The organism is Planctellipticum variicoloris, assembly GCF_030622045.1.
Classification (GTDB): domain Bacteria; phylum Planctomycetota; class Planctomycetia; order Planctomycetales; family Planctomycetaceae; genus Planctellipticum; species Planctellipticum variicoloris.
This window is the reverse complement of sequence record NZ_CP130886.1, coordinates 5,335,658-5,356,099: the sequence shown is the minus strand read 5'-3', so window position 1 is coordinate 5,356,099 and position 20,442 is coordinate 5,335,658. Positions and strand designations below refer to the sequence as shown.

Here is a 20,442-nt window from a genome sequence, read left to right as displayed (position 1 = left end):
CTCAAGAAAAATCGCAAGATATTATTGTATATAGACTTGTTGCCGCCTGGCTGGTGGGTCGCCGCAGGCAGCCCCGGTTGTACGTCTGCGTCCTACCGGGGTGGCAACGCCAGAGGAGGGTGCGTTTGCAAGTGTGTTCGAACAGGGAGGTGGAAGTCCTCCTCAGGTAGACGTTCTCCGGCCTGTAGCCGACCGAAACTGCGTCGCCGCGAGGCGGGGTGGGGAGCATCGGGAGGCGAATGGCCAGTCCGCAACGCAAGTGAACTCGATTCGGCCGGGTGGTTTGGCGAGCCTGCCCTCTTAAGGTGAAGCCCAGACCGGAGCGATCCGGAAGCCGTCGACGCTGAAGGGTAACGTGTCAAAGCGATCGGCGGAGCCATCAGGTGGTTGGAGGCGGAATGGCCGGAAGTTCGAACACATGACGCAAAGAGACCTGACCGGGAGGGACTGACCCGGTCAGGAGTCAGAGGAGCCATAGTAGCGACGAAGCCGGGTAACTCCGGGGGAGCGAAGGGCTCCAGGAAGATGGAAGGCGACATGACCAGACCAGCGGAAGTCCCACCGGCGGCAGTGCCGCGGGCTCAACAAGCCGGAACAGCGTCGCGCCTGTGGGCGTGCGCGAAACCGTGCGTCTGGACCGTGCGCATGTTGACGGCTCTCGTCGAGGGAGTGGAAGGAGGCAAATGGTTCCGGCTGTATGACAAGGTGTTCGCCGAGCGGAATCTGCTGGCGGCCCTGCAGCAGGTGGCGCGCAAGAAGGGCGCCGCCGGCGTGGATCACGTGACTGTCGACGAGTTCTCCGCACAGCTTCCAGACGCTCTCTGGCGGCTGTCGGACGCCCTCAAAGACGATACGTATCGACCGCAGGCGATCCGCCGCGTTCACATTCCCAAACCCGGCACAAGCGAGACCCGCCCCTTGGGGATTCCCACGGTGCGGGACCGCGTCGTGCAGGCGGCAGTGGTGAACGTGATCGAGCCGATCTTCGAACGCGACTTTGCCGACCAGAGTTACGGCTTCCGGCCGGGCCGCGGCTGCAAGGACGCGCTTCGACGGGTGGATCAACTCCTGAAGGCTGGCTATGTCCACGTGGTGGACGCCGACCTGAAGGGATATTTCGATTCGATCCCCCATGATCGGTTGCTGCTGCGTCTGCGGGAGAAACTGGCGGACGGCCGTGTGTTATCGCTGATCGAATCGTTCCTGACCGCAGGGATCATTGAGGACGCGAAGTCGTGGACCCCCGAGGCCGGAGCCCCGCAGGGGGCGGTCCTCAGTCCGCTGCTGAGCAACATCTACCTCGATCCGCTGGACCATCTGCTGGCCGCTGCCGGTCTGCAGATGGTGCGTTACGCCGATGATTTCGTGATCCTGTGCCGCACCGCCGCCGAGGCGTCGCACGCTCTGGATCTCGTGCGGGAGTGGGTGGCCGATAACGGTCTGACGCTGCACCCGACGAAAACGCGGATCGTCGATGTGCGTGCGGAGAGCTTTGCGTTTCTGGGGTACGAATTCGCCGGCGAAAAGCACTGGCCCCGCTCGAAGAGCCTGCAGACGTTGAAGGACACGCTGCGTCGACAGACACGTCGGACTTCCGGCGCGTCGTTGCAGCGCATCGTGTTTCGCGTGAACCGGTCGCTCCGCGGCTGGTTCGCGTACTTCCAGCACGGCAGCAGGCGCTCGGACTACAAAACCCTGGATGGCTGGCTGCGGATGCGTCTGCGGAGTCTGTTGCGTCGCCGTTGCGGCGGACGCGGCGTGGCCCGCAAACCGTCCGATTGCTTTGCCTGGCCGAACCGCTACTTCGCCGAGCAGGGGCTGTTCAGTCTCGCCGCAGCCCATGCGTTGGCCTGTCAATCCTCACGAAGGTAAACCATCAACCGGAGAGCCGGATGCGGGAGATCCGCCCGTCCGGTTCGGAGGGAGGGGAGCCCCAAGCCAATGGGGCTTCCCTACCCCTATCTGGTCCTCCCTTCGTGCCGCGAGGAAACAAACGAGGCCGACCGAAGTGGCTGCAGTGGTCGGCGACGTGGATCGGCACCTTTGCCGTCAACCTCCTGTCGCTGTGCGACACAGGTCGATCGCGGACGACCAACCTGTGCCTCCCGGACGACACAGACCGGCCGCGGCCGGGCCGCCTGGGACCCCCGGAGAGCGTGACGGATGGCATGCGATCGGGACTCCGACGGTGTGTCACCTCTCGGACCGGCGGGCGGACCGGCCCCACCCGGCGGGCCGGGGCGTTCAGTCCGCACGTGTGTTGCTGAGAAGTACCACACGGCTGTGCAGAGTGCAATGGCTCGGATCGGGCTTCGGGATTCGGGCTTCGGGCTTCGCAGAGAAGAGTTACGACGTGCGGGGCTGGGGTGGTGGGGGATGCAGTTCGCCCAACTCCCTCTTCACCCTCTTAGCCCCCCTCCAATGGAGGGGGGCCGATCGCGCACCGGGGTCCGATCCACCAACCGGGGTCCGATCGTGCAGCGGGTCCGTTCGCGCAAGGGGGCTGATCGCACGCTGTGACCGGTGAATCATGCACGGATCGGTGCACCAGGAGGGTGACCGATCCACCCCCACGGGGGACCGATCGCGCCAGGCGGACCGAATGCGCGAAGGCGTTCCGAGGGATCGCGTCCGTCAGCAGGCTTCCTCCGCGATGAGGCGTGCATTTGACGTGCGAGACGCACTTCGTGTTGTCGCCTCGCGTGCGTTGTCAGGCCCCCCTCCGTAATCGGGCCTCTTTCAATGATCGGGCCCCTTTCCCGCGCGTTGCACCCCTCCGTAAATCGGCCCCCCTCCGTGATGCCGCCTCGCGTGCGTCATTAGGCCTCCCTCCGTAATCGGCCCCCCTCCACTGGAGGGGGGCTAAGATAAGAAGAGAAGAAAAAATGCTGGGATTCCTGGTGACAGAGATGTGGACGGGCGGTACGTTATGCGGCGCAATACACAGAAGTCCACTTTTCGCGCGGAGTTCTGCCATGCGGGAGATTCATGGGGTCATGGTGACCATGACGACGTATGGGACCTGGCTGCGGGGGGATCCGCGCGGGTGGGTCGATGACGGGATCACCTACCCAGCCGATCCGGAGCTGGAGAACGCGGACCGGGAGCGGTTGAAGTATCCCGTCTATCGCTTCGATCCGAGCCGGTGGCACGAGATCGGAGGGATGCTCGGGCGGTCGCTCATCGACCGGTTGCAGCAGCGCGTGCTGGCGCTGACCGTGCAGACGTGGCACGTCCACTTCGTCGTCGGGCCGTCGCGGTGGGAGGTGCCGTGGGTCGTGAAGTGCGCGAAGGAAGCCGTCCGGTACGGACTCCGTCCGGGACGTCCGATCTGGACAGTCAAGTACGACAAGCGGTTCTGCTTCTCGACGGCGTCGCTGATGACGCGGATTGCGTATGTCGAGCGGCATAACACGGAACGGGGGTGGGCGGCGAAACCTTGGGACTTCATCGAGTTGCCGTGATGCGTTGACGGGCGGCGCCTGGCTTCTTCCGGCGCGCGGCCTCTTCCGGCGCGCGGCCTCTTCCGGCGCGCGGCCTCTTCCGGCGCGCGGCCTCTTCCGGCGCGCGGCCTCTTCCGGCGCGCGGCCCCCCTCCATTGGAGGGGGGCTAAGAGGGGGGGCGGGAGCGTGCCTTACGGGCCTCCACTGACGACTGACGACTGGCCACGGACGACTGGCCCAATTGTGAATTCCGCGCAACAAAACGGCTCTTTATGGAGGCGTCCGATATGGCGGGCTTCTCCGTGGACGTTTTCCGGGAGACGTAACATGTTGACGCGAGACGATTTGCTGCGGGCGGTGCAGGTTGTGGCGGGGAAGGTCGGGGGGGATCTGACCGTGCGGGACTTTCAGGAGGCGACGGGGATTTCTCCGTCGAAGATCGATCGGTTGTGGGGGAGCTGGACGAAGCTGCGGCTGGCGGCGGGGCTGTCGGCGCGGGGGAAGGCGAAGGCGATTTACTCGGACGAGGAGCTGTTTGAGGAGTTGAGCCGGGTGGGGGAGGTGTGCGGTCGGTTTCCGACGTGTATGGCGTTCAACCGTCATTCGGCGCGGTCGTGGCCGACGCTGGAGAGCCGGTTCGGGACGCGGGTGGAGGTCTGGCAGGCGTACTGGGGGTGGTTGCAGGGGCGGCCGGTGGAGGCGCGGCCGGGGTATCTGCGGGGTCTGCCTGCGGAGGTGAAACCGGCGGACGTGCCGGGGTTGTTGCGAGCGGGGAGCGGACGGGAGGGGATGGTGGATTTCGAGTCGGAGTTCTGGGCGGGGATTCTGGAGCCGGGGAGGACGGGGCGCGAACGGGAGGGCCGGGGGTCGGGGGCGGATGGGGCCGGTCGACGGGGGCCGTATGCGGAGTTCGAGGAGGCGGGGTTTCGGTTTGGCGACGAGGATCCGGCGGAGGTGCTGGCGGACTGGGAGGAGACGGGTCGGCGGTTGCGGGAGCTGGGGGGGAGCGGCTTGTCTTCGCGTCCCTCGCCGACGCCGGGCGCGCCGGCTGCGGAGCCTGCGTCCGCTGTCGCCGGTGAAGGCGATCCCCGGGCCGAATCCGGCGCGGAGTCGGCGTCCGGGGCTTCGGTGGCCACAGACGATTCGGTGCCGGCTGCTGCTTCGCCGGCGCCTCCGAAGCCGAAGCCGGCGCCGATTACGCCGAAGGACTGGAGTCGGTTCAAGAGGGGGCTGTATTGAGGGTGGATCGGCGGTTCGTGCTGAGGCGGGGACGCCGGGTGGTCGCGGTTGACGTCCGGGGCATCTCGGACGGGAAGCCCACAGACGGGTGGTTTTGCCGGTTAAGTCTGCCGGGGCGCCCGCGGTGATCATGCCGCAGGCGGCCTGCGCGGCTGCGCTTCGAACCTTTTGTTTTGCCGATTGTCGGCTACGATGAGGTCACTATGTCGCTTCATCGCATCGTTATTGTCGGCGGGGGATTCGCCGGCTTGAACGCCGCCCGGGCTCTGCGGGGGGCCGACGTCGACGTGACGCTCGTCGACCGTCGCAACTTTCATCTGTTCCAGCCGCTGCTGTACCAGGTGGCGACCGGGGGGCTGTCGCCGGGGAACATCGCCGCTCCGCTGCGGGCCATACTGAAACGGCAGCGCAATTGCCGGGTGCTGCTGGGGGATGTGGTCGATTTCGACCTTGCCGGTCGCAAGGTGATGCTGGCGGATGGCCACCTGGGATACGACTCGCTGATCGTCGCCGCGGGGGCCCGGACCAGTTATTTCGGGCAGGACCAGTGGGCGTCGCGGGCGCCGGGGCTGAAGTCGATCGAAGACGCTCTCGACATCCGCCGGCGGGTGCTGACCGCTTTCGAGCAGGCCGAGCGAGAAACCGATGCTGCCCGTCAGCGGGCGCTGCTGACGTTCGTGATCGTCGGAGGGGGGCCGACGGGAGTGGAGCTCGCCGGCACGCTGGCGGAGATTGCGGCTCATACGTTGCGACGCGAGTTCCGCCGGATTCATCCGCGCGACGCCCGGATCGTGCTGGTCGACCTGGCCCTGCGCGTCCTGGGGGCGTTTCCTGAGGATTTGTCGCACGAGGCGGAAAGCAAATTGCGGGAGAAAGGGGTTGAAGTCCGGCTGGGGGTGAAGGTTCAAGGCGTCGACGACGGCGGGATCACGCTGCAGGTCGGCGCGACGACCGAGCTGATTGCTGCCGAGACGGTGCTGTGGGCGGCCGGCGTTCAGGGATCGCCGCTGGGTACGACGCTCGCCAGAGCGGCTGGTTGCGAGCCGGACCGCGCGGGGCGGGTGATCGTTCAGCCGGACCTGACGTTGCCGCAGCATCCGGACGTGTTTGTGATTGGAGATCTGGCCCACTGCCTGGATGCTCGCGAAGGCGCAACGCAGGGCAAGCCGCTTCCCGGCGTGGCGCCGGTGGCGATTCAACAGGGGACTTATGTCGCCCGGCTGATCGTCGGACGCCTCAAGGGAAGACCGTCGCCTCCGCCGTTCCGCTATTTCGATTACGGCAACATGGCGACGATCGGCCGTTCGGCGGCGGTGGCTCAGCTTGGGCGGTGGAAGTTTCGCGGGCTGGTGGCCTGGCTGCTGTGGCTGTTCGTGCATCTGATGCAGATTGTCCGCTTCGAGAACCGCGTGCTGGTCCTGTGGCAGTGGGCGTGGAACTACTTCACGTTCAGCCGGTCGGCGCGGCTGATTACGGAGGTGGGGCGTGAGAAGTCTGCGGTGCAGCGCAACGTCACGGAGCGGTGAGAAATCTTCGGGTGAGCCGGGGAACGGGGTCACGTCTTCGACGCCCCCAGGTTCTCGCCCGCGCCGAGGGCCGCACAAAGCAGCCAACCCCGGCCGCTCCGAACGGGACTGATCGAATTGGATCGCTACGCAGGCGGCGGCGCGTCGCGAACAGGAGCAAAACATCGAAACGCGCACAGATAGCGTTCACGTGATTTTTTGTTGTTAACAGTACCGATGACCTTCGAGAGTCTTGCGTGAAAAAACTCCAATGTCTTGCTAAAAAAATCAATGCACGCCGAAAATCGAGCGACTAGAATTACGAGTCCCCGTTCTTGACAAATCTGCGAATCCTTGTTCTGAGGCAGCATCTATCGGCGATCAGATTTTCACTTCAACCGAGGACTCACATGATCACGAACATGCGGCGCGCTTTCACGTTGATCGAATTGCTAGTCGTGATTGCGATTATTGCGATTCTGATCGCTCTGCTTCTGCCGGCGGTTCAGCAGGCCCGCGAAGCCGCGCGGCGGACGCAGTGTCGCAATAACCTGAAGCAGATCGGTCTCGCGCTGCACAACTACGAGTCGTCCATGGGACGGTTGCCCGCAGGCTGCTCGCACGGCGGGTTTCCGCGAGGCGGAGCTGGAACCCACAGTTTCGGTCCCAGCTTTTTTGGCATGCTGCTGCCGTACCTGGATCAGGCGCCGGCGTTCAATCAGCTCACCTGGAACGGCAAATCGCCAGGATATGTGGGTGAATCCCCTGCGACCAGCGCCGGGGCTCTCAACTTTCCGGTGGCGAAGCAGGCGAATCCACCAACCATCTGCCCGTCGTTTTCATTCACCGGCAGTCAGCCGAATCGCGAGAATTACAACATCTACGCCGGAATCGCCGGCGCCGCGGACCCCGTGACCTTCGTGGAGAGCCGCGTCTATTCCCATACTCAGGGGGGCGGTACCGGAAAAGTGAGCGGGGGGGGGATGCTGGGCGTCAACTCGTTCGTCCGGTTCAGCGAGGTCACCGACGGCCTCAGCAATACGATGATGATCGGCGAGCAGGGGGGCAAGCTGATCCGCCTTGATGGCACCTACTCCTGGATGATTCCCTCGCAGGGGGCGGCGACCGCCGGGGCAACGAATATCACAGGCTGGCTCATTGGAACTCGCGAAGCCGGTCGGGTTCCCTTTCCCGATCCGACCTGCGGGACGAGCGGCAACAACGGCGGGTGCGACAACGACCACCGCTATTTCAATATCACCACGATTCGCTATCGCATCCGTCAGGAACCCTTCGCCGATACGATCTACGGTGGAATGTCGAGCTCCATGGGAGACAACAACCCGCTGGTCTCGTCCCACGTGGGCGGCGTCCATGCCCTGCTCGGAGACGGCGCGGTCCGGTTTCTCAGCGAAAACATGGATCTGGAATCGCTGAAGAAGCTGGCGACGCGCGACGACGGCCAGACGTTAGGCGATTTCTAACGCGTCAGGCCGATCGTCGCAGAACCCGCGATGCATGAAACGCTATGTACTCGGTCGCATGCACGCGGCCGAGATTTCCACATCGAACAATCTACTTCGCGGAGTCGCAATCGTGACGAAGTCTGGCTCGCAGTCGTGCTCGATGGCCCTGCTGGTCTGCTACGGATTCGCCGTCCTGTCGCTGGGATGTGGAGGCAACAGCTACGGCCCGACCGGAAAAGTGGGCGGGCGGCTCACTCTGGCGGGAAAGCCGCTCGCACCGGGCCACGCCGTTTCCTTTATGCAGATGGAGAAAGGATTCCTGGCCTTTGGTCTCACCGATGCGGACGGGGATTTCATGCTGAATTCCTGGAACAATGGAGCGATGCCGGTCGGCAAGTACAAAGTCATGATCGCACCGCCCCCCCCCGGTCCGCACGATCCCAATCAGATGACCGCCGAGGACCGTTTCGAGAAACCTGAGCTCGTCGAACCGGCCGGGAAAGCCGAATTTCCTAAGAAGTACCGGGACACGACTACCAGCGGCCTGGAATTCGAGATCCAGGAAGGGATGAACATGTTCCCGATTGACCTGACTCCGTAAGCCGTCTGGCGGAACCCAGGTATCGGCAGTCGAAAGGTCCAAGGACGGATTCGAGAATCATTTCGGCGGTTCCGACCAGCCAACTCTGCAGTCCGTAGGGCTCGGCGCGATGGCTGGGCATCTGCCGATGCGGTCGTCAATTTGGAGCGTCCACTCCGCTTCCGTCCCCGGGGACGAGCTGCAATTCTCGTGTCTCAAATCCGAGCGTCCGGCGTACAGCGAATACGCCAATTTCCTGTTTCCGGCACATGAGCAAGATCCCGTTAATTGATGGAGCGCTACAACCGCCGTTCGTCGGAATGCTGGCTGATTCCGGCGATCCCTCGTACAAAGAACGTCTCAATCGCGATCCGAGGTGGGCGTTGAGCGAGGGGAGCCGCCATTTCGAGGAACGGAGTGCCGTCTTCCAGGCGCTGCATAAGATCCCGGGCAGCTTGAAGTGTTTGGGTTTCCCAATGCGATCTTGGGAGGCATGGCGCTGTTCCGTCACGGCTTCCGGCGGTTTACCGAAGGCGTCGACGTGCTGGTGTCTCAACCGGATCTGAAACGGATTCACGAACGGCTTTAAGGGCGGGGTTACCTGCCGCCGTTCTCGCACAGCAAGAACTTGCGCGATACCGAGCTGGGCGTGCGGATTGAGTTCCTGACAGCCGGAGACTTTCCGGGAGACGGCAAACCCAAGCCCGTTGCGCTCCCGGATCCTGCCGCAGTGAGTTTTGAGGCGGAAGAGATTCGCTACATCACGCTGCCGAAGCGGGTCGAATTGAAACTGGCCTCGGGCATGACCAGCCTCGGGCGAGTGAAGGACCTGGCGGACGTGCTGGAGCTGATCAAAGTGCTGCGGTTGCCGGCGGAGTTCGCAGAGCAGCTCGATCCCTAAGTCCGCGACAAGTACCGCGAGCTCTGGCAGGAGACCGGTCGACGATTCGTTCTCATCCGCAGCGATCTGACGCTGGCGGATGCGACCTCGGATGCGTTGAGCGCCAGCGATGAACTTCTCGCCGAGATGCTGGCGGCCGGCGTCATTGGCGAGGAGTGCCGAGTTGCGGGGCGGTCGGCGGTGCGACTGGTGATAACTGATCCGGACATCGCCGCCTGCTTTGGCATGGTCGACGAGTCGGACTACTGGGACGAAGAATCCGTCGCGATTGATCTGCCGTCATAGGAGGCGTTGCGCCGCACCGGCAGTGATCCCAGCAGTTAACCTTTCGGCAATTTCCCCGCCATTCCCGCGAGCAGAAACGCCGTTACCTGCTCGGGATGCGTCAGCGAGATCACGTGGCCTCCGCCGCGGACGATCGCGTCCGGATGGCAGCCGCGAAGCGGGAAAATGGGATCTGCGTCGCCGTGAATCGCGTAGACCGGACCTTTGAGAACCGGAGTCTGCCGCCACTCAAGAATCTGACGGGCGGACCACCGCACGACGTCCGGATCTGCAGCGCCAAACAGGCGGGCGATGCCCAGCAGATGCCGGAGCGCCCGGTGGTGCGGCAGGCGGGCCGTCGCTCGGGCGGACCATTGGAGCGCTCGCAGCGGAACCGCAGGCAGCAGCGAGCGGAAGACTCTCAAGTGACGAATACGGCGCGGAATTTCGGCCGGACTGCGGACGCTGCCGATCAGAAAGACGGCGTCGGGTTGCAGACGCTGCGCCACTTCCAGCGCCACGATCCCGCCGAACGATGCTCCGCCCAGAAATCGAGGCTGCAGCGGTCGCAGTTCGTCGGCCCAGCGGCAGCAGTATGCGGCCAGATCTTCATCGGCATGCGGTTTCTGCCAGGACGGTACGACCAACCCCGGAATGTCTGTGAGCTGATGGGCAAAGACGGACTGATCAGCCGCCAGGCCGGAGAAGAGCAGCAGCGGGCAGGGGGCTGACACCGTCAGATTCCTTGGATGGCTCGCTCACGAGTCTGTCGGGTGGTCGGGGCAGGAGCGTCTTCGAAATACCCCGGTCTACCTGGACACATTTGAGACCGAGGCTTCCCTTCGGTCCGGCCCCGGCCACCCGATGTGCGACTTATCCGAGAAGCGTTTCGTCGGAGAATGCGGGCGCTCCGAGCCTGTGATTTTTCAGCCGTTCGCTTTGCACGATTCTTCGGAGGGCGCGACAACGGGCAGCAGGAATCAACCCGTCCCCGCCCTCAGTCTGCTCACGGCGTCCCCCGGTTTCAACGCCGGTGCGGGACGAGGAGGCCCAGCGGAAGAAAGGGCAGGACTCGTTCGCCCCGATGAAAGGGGACACGCCTCTCCGCAAGGGGCGTCCCGACGCCGAGATTATGCCCGGAGGGTCCGCTCCGTGACGGTTGGCGGGAAAGGGTCACAGGCTCGGCGTGCCCACCACCCCCAGCGGCAGGCAATCCGGGGTGACGGCCAATTCGACGTGCTGAGTCCGCCCCGGCGTTCCGCATGATCCGGCCGTCCCGCATCGCGGGGAGGGTGGTGATGGTCAGCGCGGTCCAGTTCGGCGGAGCCAGACCGCGGGTGCGGGTTGCCGGATGCCGCGGAGGAAACGCCGGCTGACGTTTCAGCGCCAATTTCGGCCCGGCCGCGATTGGCGTGCTGTCTGGACGAGTGCTAAAGTCAAGCTTGGACGATTCTGCAGGAAGTCATCGGGTGACGGGTTGGTCATCCTGATCGGGTCAATACTCCTCGGCCATCGGCTCACCATGAATCCCCAGGAAATCACCACGGAGCGGCTGAACGGGTCGCGTCGGATCTGGCTGCAGCCGTCCGCCGACGCAGCATGCTGCTGGATCTTCCTGGACGCAGAATTGTACCTCGATCGCGTGGGCGCAGTTCAGATTGTCGAACAACTCCTGAAGGACGGTGGCCTGCCGCCGGTCACGTTCGCGTATATTTCATCTCTCGACGCCGCCGCACGGCATCGCGACTACACGTGCAGCGACGACTATGCGACGTTTCTGATCCGGGAAGTCATTCCGTGGATTGAACAATCGCAGGGACGATTTGAGAGATACTATCTCGGAGGGCTCAGCCTGAGCGGCCTGGCGGCTGCGTATGCGCTCTGCCGCCATCCCGGCGTATTTTCAGGCGGATTGTGCCAGTCGCCGTCCGCCTGGTGGAACGACGAATGGCTGACTGCGGCGATCGCGTCGCAACCTGCCAGACCCGGACGACTGTGGGTCAGCGTCGGAAACCAGGAGCTGCAGCAGGGAGTCAGCCACCCTCCGACAGGCCTGTTCCAGCAGACCAGTCAACTCGACTCGGTCCGCCGGCTGGTTCGACAACTGGAGACGTCGTTCTCTCAAGTGCGCAGCCACGAGTACGACGGCGGACACGATCCCGCCTGCTGGGCCGCAGAACTTCCCGATGCGTTGACATGGGTGCTGGCCGGCCACGAGTGACCGGTCGCGAATCACGAGGCGCTTTGCGACGGTCCGCCTCGCTCGGCATCGTGTTCCGACACCGCCCCTTACCGACGAGCCTCAATCATCCATCGTTGCGACTTGCGTTCGTCAGGGGTGTTCTGAATCAGCCGCCCGCTGTCCGTGTCGACGTCCAGCACCAGCTTGTTCAGCCGGGACGTGATCACAACCGACTTCCCTTCTTCGGAAATCAGCCACCGCTCGTTCGCCCCGTTGCCATCTTCGCTGTACACGATCAACGGCAGGCCGGGGTTCCATGAGGATGTGGGGATGTTCAACACCTTCTTGCGATCCAGGTTGGCGATCGCCGCATGATCGTCAACGATCAGCAGACGCCACAACTGCGGTCGCCGGCCGCGGACTTCGGGCGCCACGACAACATCCCCGGCGTCCGTCACATCCAGCACCCCTCCCGTTTGTCGATTTCGTAGTAAAAACTGGAGATTGCCGAGCTTGTTCGGCGGCGGGATCGCGATCCCGTAGCCACGGACCCCGATCAGCCGCTGGCCGAGCTTCAGTTCCTCCTGCTCGGCCCGTTCGAAATCTCCCCCCTTGGAGAGGACGGTGATCTGCTTCTGGCAGGGCAGCAGCAATTGAGTGCATTGCCGGTCCAGTCGGGCGAGGTACGACGACCGCGATCCTGCGTCGACCGACGCGGGAACCACCCGCTGCTGCTTGAACTGCTCGCGCTCCGAACTCAGCCGGGATACCAGCGCAGCATTGCCGGATCGACGCGCAATCTGCTCCGCCTTGGCCAGTGCTTCCAGCATCGATTCAACCAGGGCGGCGTCGCTCTCTTCGAATCGTGCGATCGCCTCCTGGTGGGCGGCTTCCGACGCGTCGTCGGCCGGACATCGATTGTCATCGACGCCGGCCAGCAGCAGGCACGCGGTCAGAATCGGCAGGTAGCGGAGCGATTTCACGGAGCTCTCCCGATCATGCGCGCAATGAATGGGGACGGGTGTTCAAGACACGTTACTGCACTCCCATGAGGCAGGTAAAGGGGGCGTCGGGAAAACGTCGGCATCAGCGGTTCAGAATCGACGTTCCCGCCGCGGTCCGGACGCGTTTCACGCCACTCGGTGCAACTTCGCGACCTGCGGGGACTGGGGCGTTTGGCGGGATTGTGAGTTCGCACAATTCATCAAGTCGCGTGACTCTTCCAATCGATAGTTCCAGCAGTCCGCACAAGCCGGCTCTTCTGCTAACGCAAGATGCGTCGTGCGGGACGTCTGGGAAGGATCCCGATGACGACCAGTCGCTTCCGACTCCTCGCCCTGTGCGGCGTCAGTGCCGCTCTGCTGACCGGCTGCGCCTCCGGGCCGTACCAGTTCGGTCGCGGCTGGCACAATGCGCAGTCGGCGATGTGCGCCCCGCCCGTCGAGAACTCGTCGCTCGAAATCGTCGAAGGCCGGCCCAACAAGTTCGTGGATGGACTCGGCTGGGTCGTCGGCATCCCCGGCAAGCTCCTCCTCTGGGACCGGCGCGTCAACAATCACCACGTGACGGAATCGACCACCGTCGCCGTCGCCGAGTACGTGGAACGCAATCAGTTGCAGGACGTCTGCGTCCGGGTGAACCAGTACGACCCCGGCGACGAATGGCGTCGCCTGCGCGACAATCGCGAAGTCGGCGCCGGGTGGCGCTACACTGTCGGAGCGATCAGCGTTCTCGGCTACACCATCCTCCCCGGCCGCGTGTTCGGCGGCGACCGGTATAATCCCTACACGAACAGCATCTACGTCTACTCGGACGTCCCGTCGCTCGGCATGCACGCCGCCGCGTATGCCAAAGACGTCCATCGCCGGGACCTGCCGGGCACCTACGCCGCGGTCAACGAGCTGCCGCTCCTCTCGATCTGGCACGAAACGATCGCGACGAGAGACGCGCTGAGCTATCTCGAAACCACCGCCGACGCGGACGCGCAACGCGAAGGGAACCGGATCCTGCAGCCCAACTACGGCGTGCGCGTCGGCGGCGCCCTGGATTCCGCCGTCGGAGGCGGTTCTGTCCTGCAGATCGGCGGCGCATTGATCGGCCACGTCACCGGCAGAATGCAGGAACCGCGCGAACGCGGCGCGGACGCGGATCAAGACTGGGTCACCCTGTACGAAGAGCCCGACCAGCGACCGACGATCCAGACGGTCAGTTTTGAGTCGGACGCCGCCGCTCTTTCGGAGGCAGGGCGATAGGGCACAGAGCCCCGAGATTTCTAGTCGCGTCCCGCGCTCAGCGCCCCGCCCTGAATCAGACCCAGTTCGCGCATCCGCTCGACCAGTTCCCGCGCCAGCGGCGCTGCGGCTTTGCTCCCCGAACCGCCGTGCTCCAGCACCACGCAGAACGCCACCCGCGGCTGCTCGGCCGGGGCGAAGCCCGCAAACCACGCGTGATCCGGCTTGCCGCCTCCCGTCTCGGCCGTCCCGGTTTTCCCGGCGAGCGTAATCCCCGGCAACCGGGCGGTCTTGTACGCCGTCCCGCGCGGGTCTTCGACGACCAGCGTCAGTCCCTCGCGCACGGCCGCCAGCGTCCCGTGATGCAGCCCCGCAATCTTCCGCGGCTCGGGGTATGTGGCCACGGATCGAGCGAAGGAGCCGCTTTCGTCGACGAGCTGCGGTCCCTGGTTCGAGCCCAGGTGAGGCGTCACCAGCCAGCCGTCGTTGGCGATCGCCGCCATCATCCGGACGATCTGCAACGGAGTCACCATCAGCGACGACTGCCCGATCGACAGGCCGAGCGTATCGCCCGGATACCAAGGCTTCTGTCCCGGCTCGCGTTTGATGGCAGGGGAGGGGAGGTTGCCTGACTCTTCGAACGGCAGATCGATCCCCGTCGGCTGACCGATGCCGAACTGCTGCGACCAGTCGACCAGCGCCTGCGGCCCCGCCTTCCGCGCGCCGGCAAAAAAATAGACGTTGCACGACCGGCAGAGTGCGTCCGTCAGCCGCGTTTCGCCGTGCCCGACGCCGTAGTGGCGGAAGATCAGGCAGCGGTGCTGACCGGGATGGTCGAGATAGCCCCGGCAGTCGATGGCGGTGTCGGGCGTGATCTTGCCCGATTCGAGCAGCGCGACGGCGGAGACCGCTTTGTAGACCGAGCCCGGCGGCAGGGCCATGCGTGTCAGCCGGGGGAACATCGGCTTGCGGGGGTCGTCGCGGACTTCGCGCCAGCGCTCGACATCCGGCCGGATCAGCAGGTTCAGGTCGAACCGCGGCGCGGCGGCGGCGGCGAGGATGGCTCCGGTCTGCACGTCGATCGCAACGAGTGCTCCGCCCGTCGGCACAATCGACTGCGGAGCGGCCCCGGCGGTCGTTTCGTCGTCGATGGTTCCCGCCGGCGTCTCCTGCTGCAGGGCGGCATCGAGCAGCCGTTCCGCGGTCGACTGCAGTTCCGGATCGAGCGTCAGGACCAGATCCTTGCCGGACTGCGGCGCGCGGACCACTTCCGACTGGATGATCTCCCCCTGCCGGTTAAGGACCAGCCGGCGCTGCCCGCGGAGGCCATGCAGCCGGCTGTCGTAGGTCCGTTCGAGCCCGTTCCGTCCGATCGGATCGCCGACGTGGTAGTCGAGCGGATCCGACTCGCCCAGTTTTGCGCGACGTTCCTGCAGTTCGTCGTCCCGCAACGCCGTCCGGCTGCCGATCAGATGCGCCGCAAAGTCCCCGCGCGGATAGAACCGGCGCGTCTGCACCTGGATTCGCGAACCGGGGTAGCGCTCCGGATGCGCTTCGATCTCCGCCGCGGCCTCCGGCGTGATCGACGGCAGAATCACGTGATAGGTCAGCTCTTCCTTGATGACCAGCGGATCGTCCTCCCCGCGATCGGGGGCCGCCGTCAGCTCGAGGTGCAGTCGATGCCAGATCTGCTCCCACGCGGTCCGATCCCCTTCGGCCTGATCGGCGGCGGCGACTCGCTGTTCCTGGCGGGCCTCCAGTCCATCGCGCACTCGTCCGGCGATCGATTCGATGCGAGCCTGGACCTGTGCCCGCTGCTGTTCGAGTTCTTCGGGTGCGACGCCGGTAAGCCGGGCGATCTGCCGCCAGAGCCGTTGGCGCTCGCTGAGAATCCAGGCTTCCTCGGCGGCGACGCGTTCGGACTCACGCCGTTCCATCCGGCTCAATCGAGCCAGCGCCTGCTGCCGCAACCAGCGTTCGTCCGGCGGTTCCTGCAGCCAGCGATAGTGGATATGCAGCTCCTGGCGGACTTCATCGTCGGCAAGAATCGAGCCATCCGCCGCCAGGATCCGTCCGTCCCGGCTCGGGATCTCTTCGTACTCTTCGCGCAGTTGCTGAAAGACCGCCGTGAACTGGTCCGGAATCACCACCTGCAGCCAGACCAGCCGGGCGCTGATGGCGACGAGCGGGACGAGCCCCAGCAGATACAGCAGCGCCAGTCGCAGATGTGGCTGCCCGTCGGCGCTCCACTCCCCGCGGGAGCTGGCCCCTTCCGCTTCAAACTGTGGCAACCCGTTGAGCATGGAGAGAATTCAGTCGTTGAGCATTCGCCATTTGTTCTGGACGAGCGGGGCCAGCGGGCGTCCGCGGAGTGCCAGCCCCCGGACCAGAAACCGCCAGCCGAACAGCGCTGCCGCCGTCAGCAGTCCGGTCCAGAGCGCCTGCTGCGACGCGAGCCGCAGAATCTCCGCTGCCGAAATCGCCGGGGCATCTCGCCACGCTTCCAGCACGCGCCAGCCCAGCCCGTGCAGCCAGGCCGACGCGCCGACCAGCAGCCCGATCGCAGCGCTGGAGCGCGCCGGCTGTCCGCCGAGCGCCCCCTGCAGCAGCTTCGCAATTCCCGCCATCAGCAGGAGACTTTCCCCGAGCGGCCCGCCCGACAGACCGTCCCACCACAGGCCGACGACAGCCGCCCAGAGGATGGCCGCCGGCCCTTCAAACAGCAGCACGCTCGCCGCGACCGGCGCCGCGACCAGGTGCGTCTTCCAGTCGCCCCACGCCAGCGCATCGCCGGCGCCGGTCTGCACGACCAGGCAGGCGTAGGTGAGGAGCAGGAATGTCAGGTGACGCAGCATCGTGATCTCAATTGGCCAGCGGCCGATCCGGATTGAGCAAGGTCCGCAGGACTGCAACGCGGGTCAGTTCGCCGGGCAACTGTGCGGGTTCGACGCGGATCGTCCACTCGCGATCGTCGGGAGACGCCGTGGCTTCGACGACTTTGCCGTAATACAGCGGCACCGGGATCACGCCGTCCCGTTCCGCGGTATAGACAAAGTCCCCCACCCGCACCGATTCGGTTGAAGGAATCCCCTCCAACTTGCAGGTCGGTTCGCCGGTTCCGTGCAGAATGCCGGGCGCCGCAAACACCGGTCCCTGCGATGTCGCCCGGACCAGTTGCGCCCGGCCACGATAGCCGGCGTCCGTCAGCAGCAGCACGCTGCTCGACCATCGCCCCGCCTGCGCCACCTTGCCAATCACCTGCCGCCCCAGCAGCAGCGGGTCTTCCGCCGCGACGCCGCCATCCCGGCCGTAGTCGATCAGAGGGCGGAGATCGGTCAGCACCAGCGACGACTCCCGCAGGCCCTGGACGCTTCCCCCCGCCAGATATAGTCCCCGTCGCCACTCGGTCGCCGCCGCTTCCCCGAGCACGCCGACCTGCAGCAGTTGCGGGACGAGCAATCGCGCAGACGCTTCCGGCACATACGCCGCCAGCCCCGCGGGATCGCTGCTGAGTTCGGCTTCCGCCTGCAAGGCTGCCTGCGCAACCGCCGACTGCAGTTCGTCCTCCAGCCTGGCGACACGCTCTCTCAGCTCGCGGGTCTCACGGGCCGCCGCCTCTCCCGCGACCGCGTTGCGATGGTCGGCGAGCTCGCGCCACGCCTGCCGCGTCCAGCGGAGTCCTTCCAGACCCGGCCGCAGAACATCAGCCGTCAACCCGCGCCACCCGTCCGCCATCCCCGCCGGGGCGGACCGCAGGCCCAGTGCCAGCAGCGCCAGCCAGACCAGCAGCGGAACATGACGAGTCATCCAGCGCATTTGGCCCGCCGTTACAGATCCCCCGCCCCGGCTTCGAGGCTTGCCTTCCACTGATCCAGATGTTCCACGCAGATCGCCGCCCCGCGCACGACTGACCGCTGCGGATCGGCTGCCACCCGCACTGGAATCCCCAGTTGTTCCTGCAGAAACAGGTCCAGTCCGCGGAGCAGCGCCACGCCCCCCGACAGCACGAGCCCGGTATCCGCCAGGTCCGCCACCAGTTCCGGGTCGCACTGCTCCACGACCGATTTAATTCCCCCGAGCATCGTCATCAGCGGACCCTTTAGGGCCTCGCGGACTTCTTCGCTAGTGATGATCGCCTTCCGCGGCACGCTGCTGACGATGTCCAGCCCGCGCACTTCAGTCGTCTGCTCCTGGTCCAGCGGATAGGCGCTCCCGATCCGGATCTTGATCTGCTCCGCCGTCTGCGGGCCGATCCGCAGCGAAAAGTGCTGCCGGACATACTCCACCAGCGCCTCGTCCAGCTCGTCCCCCGCCGTCCGCAGCGACCGGCTTGCGACGCTCTCCCCGAGACTGAACACCGCAATCTCCGTCGTTCCGCCGCCGATGTCGCACACCAGGCTGGCCAGCGGTTCCGACAGCGGCAGCCCGGCGCCAATCCCCGCCGCCTTCGACTCCGCAATCAGATACACTCGGCCGGCCCCCGCCCGTTCCAGACTGTTGAGCACCGCCCGTTTCTCGACCGGCGTAATACTCCCCGGCACCGCGACAACCACTCGCGGCCGGAATCCAGGCGTCTGATGCGAAGCCTTCTGCAGGAAGTACCGCAGCATCGCCTCGCACAGCTCGAAATCGGTGATCACGCCGTTCCGGATCGGCTTCACCGCGGTGATCGAATCGGGAGTCCGCCCGAGCATCTGCCGGGCCAGCTTGCCGACGGCCGTACCGCGACCGAGAACGCGTCGGGTCCCCTTCTGCAGGGCGACGACCGACGGTTCATCCAGGACGACTCCACGTCCCTGGAGCGCCATCAGCGTATTGGCCGTCCCGAGATCCAAAGCGATGTCAGGACTCAGCCACGAACGCAACCGGTTCAGCATCCTTGCCTTACGTTGATTCCTGGGCCGGCCGGGCTGTCGCCTTCCCGCGACACTTTCCCCCAGCCAACCCACCCGTCGCCGCCTTGTACGCCAAACCGGCAATTCCTGCAACCCGCCTCACGCGGGCCGGCTGCCGACTCTGAGATGGGTTAAGCTGGATGCCCCTCACGGCGGCGATGGACGGAGGTCAGAAATCGATCAGCATCTGGAGAGTGGCACGCCCAGAGTCCGCGATGGGCGTGGTTCTTCGATTCCGTCACCCCCCAATCAAATTCGCAGTGAGCCCCATCCATCACCACCGTCTCTTTCTCAACTCTCAACGTCCCCCAATGCCCCGCGACCTCAAAGACCCCCGCTGGATGTACGCCAAAGCCGGCCTGCTCGTCGTTGGCGGGCTGATCGCCGGCCTGATTGTCTGGCTCGAACAGCCGACCCTCAAAGTCGCGTGCCTCCTGGCCCTGATGGTCTGGTGCTTCGCCCGCGCCTACTATTTCGCGTTCTACGTCATCGAAAAGTACATCGACCCCTCGTTCCGGTTCGCAGGTTTGAGCTCCGCAGTGCGATATCTCCTGCAGCGCCGCCGACCTCCCGACGCCAATGGCCCGGAGCGCACCGATCCGTAGAGCCGGTTTCACCCCTTTCCGGGTCGTCGCATGACTCCGACGCCGGCCACCCGACGTTTTCGCGGATTCCGTACTCGGCGACATCCACCGTTCAAAATCCGCTCTCTTCATTCGCGTCCATTCGCGCCATTCGTGGTTGTCGCCTTTTCCGTTTCCCCCCCGGAACCTGCCGCTTCATCCATGACAATCCTGGCAGGCGATTTCGGCGAATTGCCGAATCGGGTATGATTGACGCACGTTCCAAGTTCGGTCTCGGATTGCCGTTGTCTGCTCCGGAGTGACGCTATGCCCTCCTCGCGTCGATCGATTCGGCTTTCATGCGTCTTCTGCGCACTCCTCGCCGGAGCGCTGGCGCTCATCCTGTCAGGCGACTGGCTCTCCGTCGTCCGCGCCCAGGACGTCGCCGTCGAAGAAGCGCCTCCGCAGACCAGCACGAAGCTCCCCGCAGGACACCCCGGCTACTCGTTCCGCCGGGAACACGACCTCAACGGCATCGGAAAGTTCTACCTCGGCCGCGAAATCGCGCACGTCATGGGCTTCGCCGGCGTCGACTGGCTCGAACGGGACAACCGCGAACAGGAAGAACGACTCACCCTCCTCGTCGAAAGCCTCAAACTCAAACCCGGCATGGCAGTTGCTGACATCGGCGCCGGGTCCGGCGTCTTAACCCTGATGATGGCCAGCGAAGTCGGTCAAACCGGAACCGTCTTCGCCGTCGACATTCAGCAGGAAATGCTCGATCGCCTGTCGGACAAACTGAATAACCTGAATGTCAAAAACGTCAAACTCGTGCTGGGAACCGCAATGTCCCCGGAACTGGAACCCGACACCCTCGATCTCGCAATCATGGTCGACGTCTACCACGAGTTCGAATTCCCCTGGGAAATGCTGCGCAAGCTGTCCTCCGCCATCAAACCCGGCGGACGGGTCGCCTTCGTCGAGTACCGCAAGGAAGATCCCCGCGTGCCGATTAAGCTCGTGCATAAAATGACCGAAAAACAGGTCCGCCGCGAAGCCGAACGCCCTGAGTTCGGCCTCACCTGGAAAGAAACGATCGGGGTGCTCCCCCGCCAGCACATCGTCGTCTTCGAACGCAACGTCAAGCAGCCCCAGTAAGTCCTTTCAGGAAGC

The 20,442-nt window shown here is 64.9% G+C and carries 18 protein-coding genes; 12 read left to right on the top strand and 6 right to left on the bottom strand.

Annotation, left to right across the window (positions count from 1 at the left end; all coding sequences use genetic code 11):
* Nucleotides 1–645 precede the first annotated feature (645 nt).
* The 8 genes from ltrA (at nt 646) to SH412_RS20825 (ending at nt 9,419) form a co-directional block, all read left to right on the top strand.
* On the top strand, nt 646–1,872 hold the full coding sequence (gene ltrA / locus SH412_RS20860) for a group II intron reverse transcriptase/maturase (RefSeq protein ID WP_336518755.1): 1,227 nt from the start codon (nt 646–648) through the stop codon (nt 1,870–1,872).
* 1,103 nt (nt 1,873–2,975) lie between these two features.
* Complete coding sequence (locus SH412_RS20855; protein ID WP_336519953.1) at nt 2,976–3,464, top strand: hypothetical protein; 489 nt, start codon at nt 2,976–2,978, stop codon at nt 3,462–3,464.
* A gap of 306 nt (nt 3,465–3,770) precedes the next feature.
* Nucleotides 3,771–4,682, top strand: a complete 912-nt coding sequence (locus SH412_RS20850) for a homing endonuclease associated repeat-containing protein (protein WP_336519952.1) — start codon at nt 3,771–3,773, stop codon at nt 4,680–4,682.
* A gap of 203 nt (nt 4,683–4,885) precedes the next feature.
* On the top strand, nt 4,886–6,208 hold the full coding sequence (locus SH412_RS20845; protein WP_336519951.1) for an NAD(P)/FAD-dependent oxidoreductase: 1,323 nt from the start codon (nt 4,886–4,888) through the stop codon (nt 6,206–6,208).
* 389 nt (nt 6,209–6,597) lie between these two features.
* Nucleotides 6,598–7,671: a DUF1559 domain-containing protein gene (locus SH412_RS20840; RefSeq protein ID WP_336519950.1), complete on the top strand. Its 1,074-nt coding sequence runs from the start codon at nt 6,598–6,600 to the stop codon at nt 7,669–7,671.
* A gap of 112 nt (nt 7,672–7,783) precedes the next feature.
* On the top strand, nt 7,784–8,254 hold the full coding sequence (locus tag SH412_RS20835; protein ID WP_336519949.1) for a hypothetical protein: 471 nt from the start codon (nt 7,784–7,786) through the stop codon (nt 8,252–8,254).
* A gap of 628 nt (nt 8,255–8,882) precedes the next feature.
* Nucleotides 8,883–9,134 (top strand): hypothetical protein, encoded by a 252-nt coding sequence (locus SH412_RS20830; RefSeq protein ID WP_336519948.1) that lies wholly within the window; start codon nt 8,883–8,885, stop codon nt 9,132–9,134.
* A gap of 96 nt (nt 9,135–9,230) precedes the next feature.
* Nucleotides 9,231–9,419 (top strand): hypothetical protein, encoded by a 189-nt coding sequence (locus tag SH412_RS20825; protein WP_336519947.1) that lies wholly within the window; start codon nt 9,231–9,233, stop codon nt 9,417–9,419.
* 35 nt (nt 9,420–9,454) lie between these two features.
* On the opposite strand, the gene SH412_RS20820 is transcribed toward SH412_RS20825, so the two are convergent.
* Complete coding sequence (locus SH412_RS20820) at nt 9,455–10,132, bottom strand: alpha/beta fold hydrolase (RefSeq protein WP_336519946.1); 678 nt, start codon at nt 10,130–10,132, stop codon at nt 9,455–9,457.
* A 788-nt stretch (nt 10,133–10,920) separates the two neighbouring features.
* On the opposite strand from SH412_RS20820, the gene SH412_RS20815 reads away from it, so the two are divergent.
* Entirely contained in the window at nt 10,921–11,619 is a 699-nt protein-coding gene (locus SH412_RS20815; RefSeq protein ID WP_336519945.1) for an alpha/beta hydrolase, read from the top strand.
* Between the two features lie 68 nt (nt 11,620–11,687).
* On the opposite strand, the gene SH412_RS20810 is transcribed toward SH412_RS20815, so the two are convergent.
* Complete coding sequence (locus tag SH412_RS20810; protein WP_336519944.1) at nt 11,688–12,563, bottom strand: RICIN domain-containing protein; 876 nt, start codon at nt 12,561–12,563, stop codon at nt 11,688–11,690.
* A gap of 324 nt (nt 12,564–12,887) precedes the next feature.
* Between SH412_RS20810 and SH412_RS20805 the strand changes: the two genes are divergently transcribed.
* The gene (locus SH412_RS20805; protein ID WP_336519943.1) at nt 12,888–13,832 is read left to right on the top strand and encodes a hypothetical protein; all 945 of its coding nucleotides are present in this window, start codon (nt 12,888–12,890) and stop codon (nt 13,830–13,832) included.
* A 20-nt stretch (nt 13,833–13,852) separates the two neighbouring features.
* Here SH412_RS20805 and SH412_RS20800 read toward each other — a convergent pair whose 3' ends face one another.
* From SH412_RS20800 to mreB, 4 genes are read right to left on the bottom strand one after another with little or no spacing between them, the layout of a single operon-like run.
* Nucleotides 13,853–16,114, bottom strand: coding sequence for a penicillin-binding transpeptidase domain-containing protein (locus SH412_RS20800; RefSeq protein ID WP_336519942.1), 2,262 nt, complete (start codon nt 16,112–16,114; stop codon nt 13,853–13,855).
* Nucleotides 16,115–16,123: 9 nt separating this feature from the next.
* Nucleotides 16,124–16,666 carry a hypothetical protein gene (locus SH412_RS20795; RefSeq protein WP_336519941.1) on the bottom strand — a complete coding sequence of 181 codons (543 nt, stop codon included), beginning with the start codon at nt 16,664–16,666 and terminating at the stop codon, nt 16,124–16,126.
* 7 nt (nt 16,667–16,673) lie between these two features.
* Complete coding sequence (locus SH412_RS20790; protein WP_336519940.1) at nt 16,674–17,618, bottom strand: rod shape-determining protein MreC; 945 nt, start codon at nt 17,616–17,618, stop codon at nt 16,674–16,676.
* Nucleotides 17,619–17,638: 20 nt separating this feature from the next.
* The gene (mreB, locus tag SH412_RS20785) at nt 17,639–18,676 is read right to left on the bottom strand and encodes a rod shape-determining protein (RefSeq protein ID WP_336519939.1); all 1,038 of its coding nucleotides are present in this window, start codon (nt 18,674–18,676) and stop codon (nt 17,639–17,641) included.
* Between the two features lie 341 nt (nt 18,677–19,017).
* Between mreB and SH412_RS20780 the strand changes: the two genes are divergently transcribed.
* Both SH412_RS20780 and SH412_RS20775 read left to right on the top strand, forming a co-directional pair.
* Nucleotides 19,018–19,311 carry a hypothetical protein gene (locus SH412_RS20780; RefSeq protein ID WP_336519938.1) on the top strand — a complete coding sequence of 98 codons (294 nt, stop codon included), beginning with the start codon at nt 19,018–19,020 and terminating at the stop codon, nt 19,309–19,311.
* Between the two features lie 285 nt (nt 19,312–19,596).
* Complete coding sequence (locus SH412_RS20775) at nt 19,597–20,427, top strand: class I SAM-dependent methyltransferase (protein ID WP_336519937.1); 831 nt, start codon at nt 19,597–19,599, stop codon at nt 20,425–20,427.
* Nucleotides 20,428–20,442: the final 15 nt, after the last annotated feature.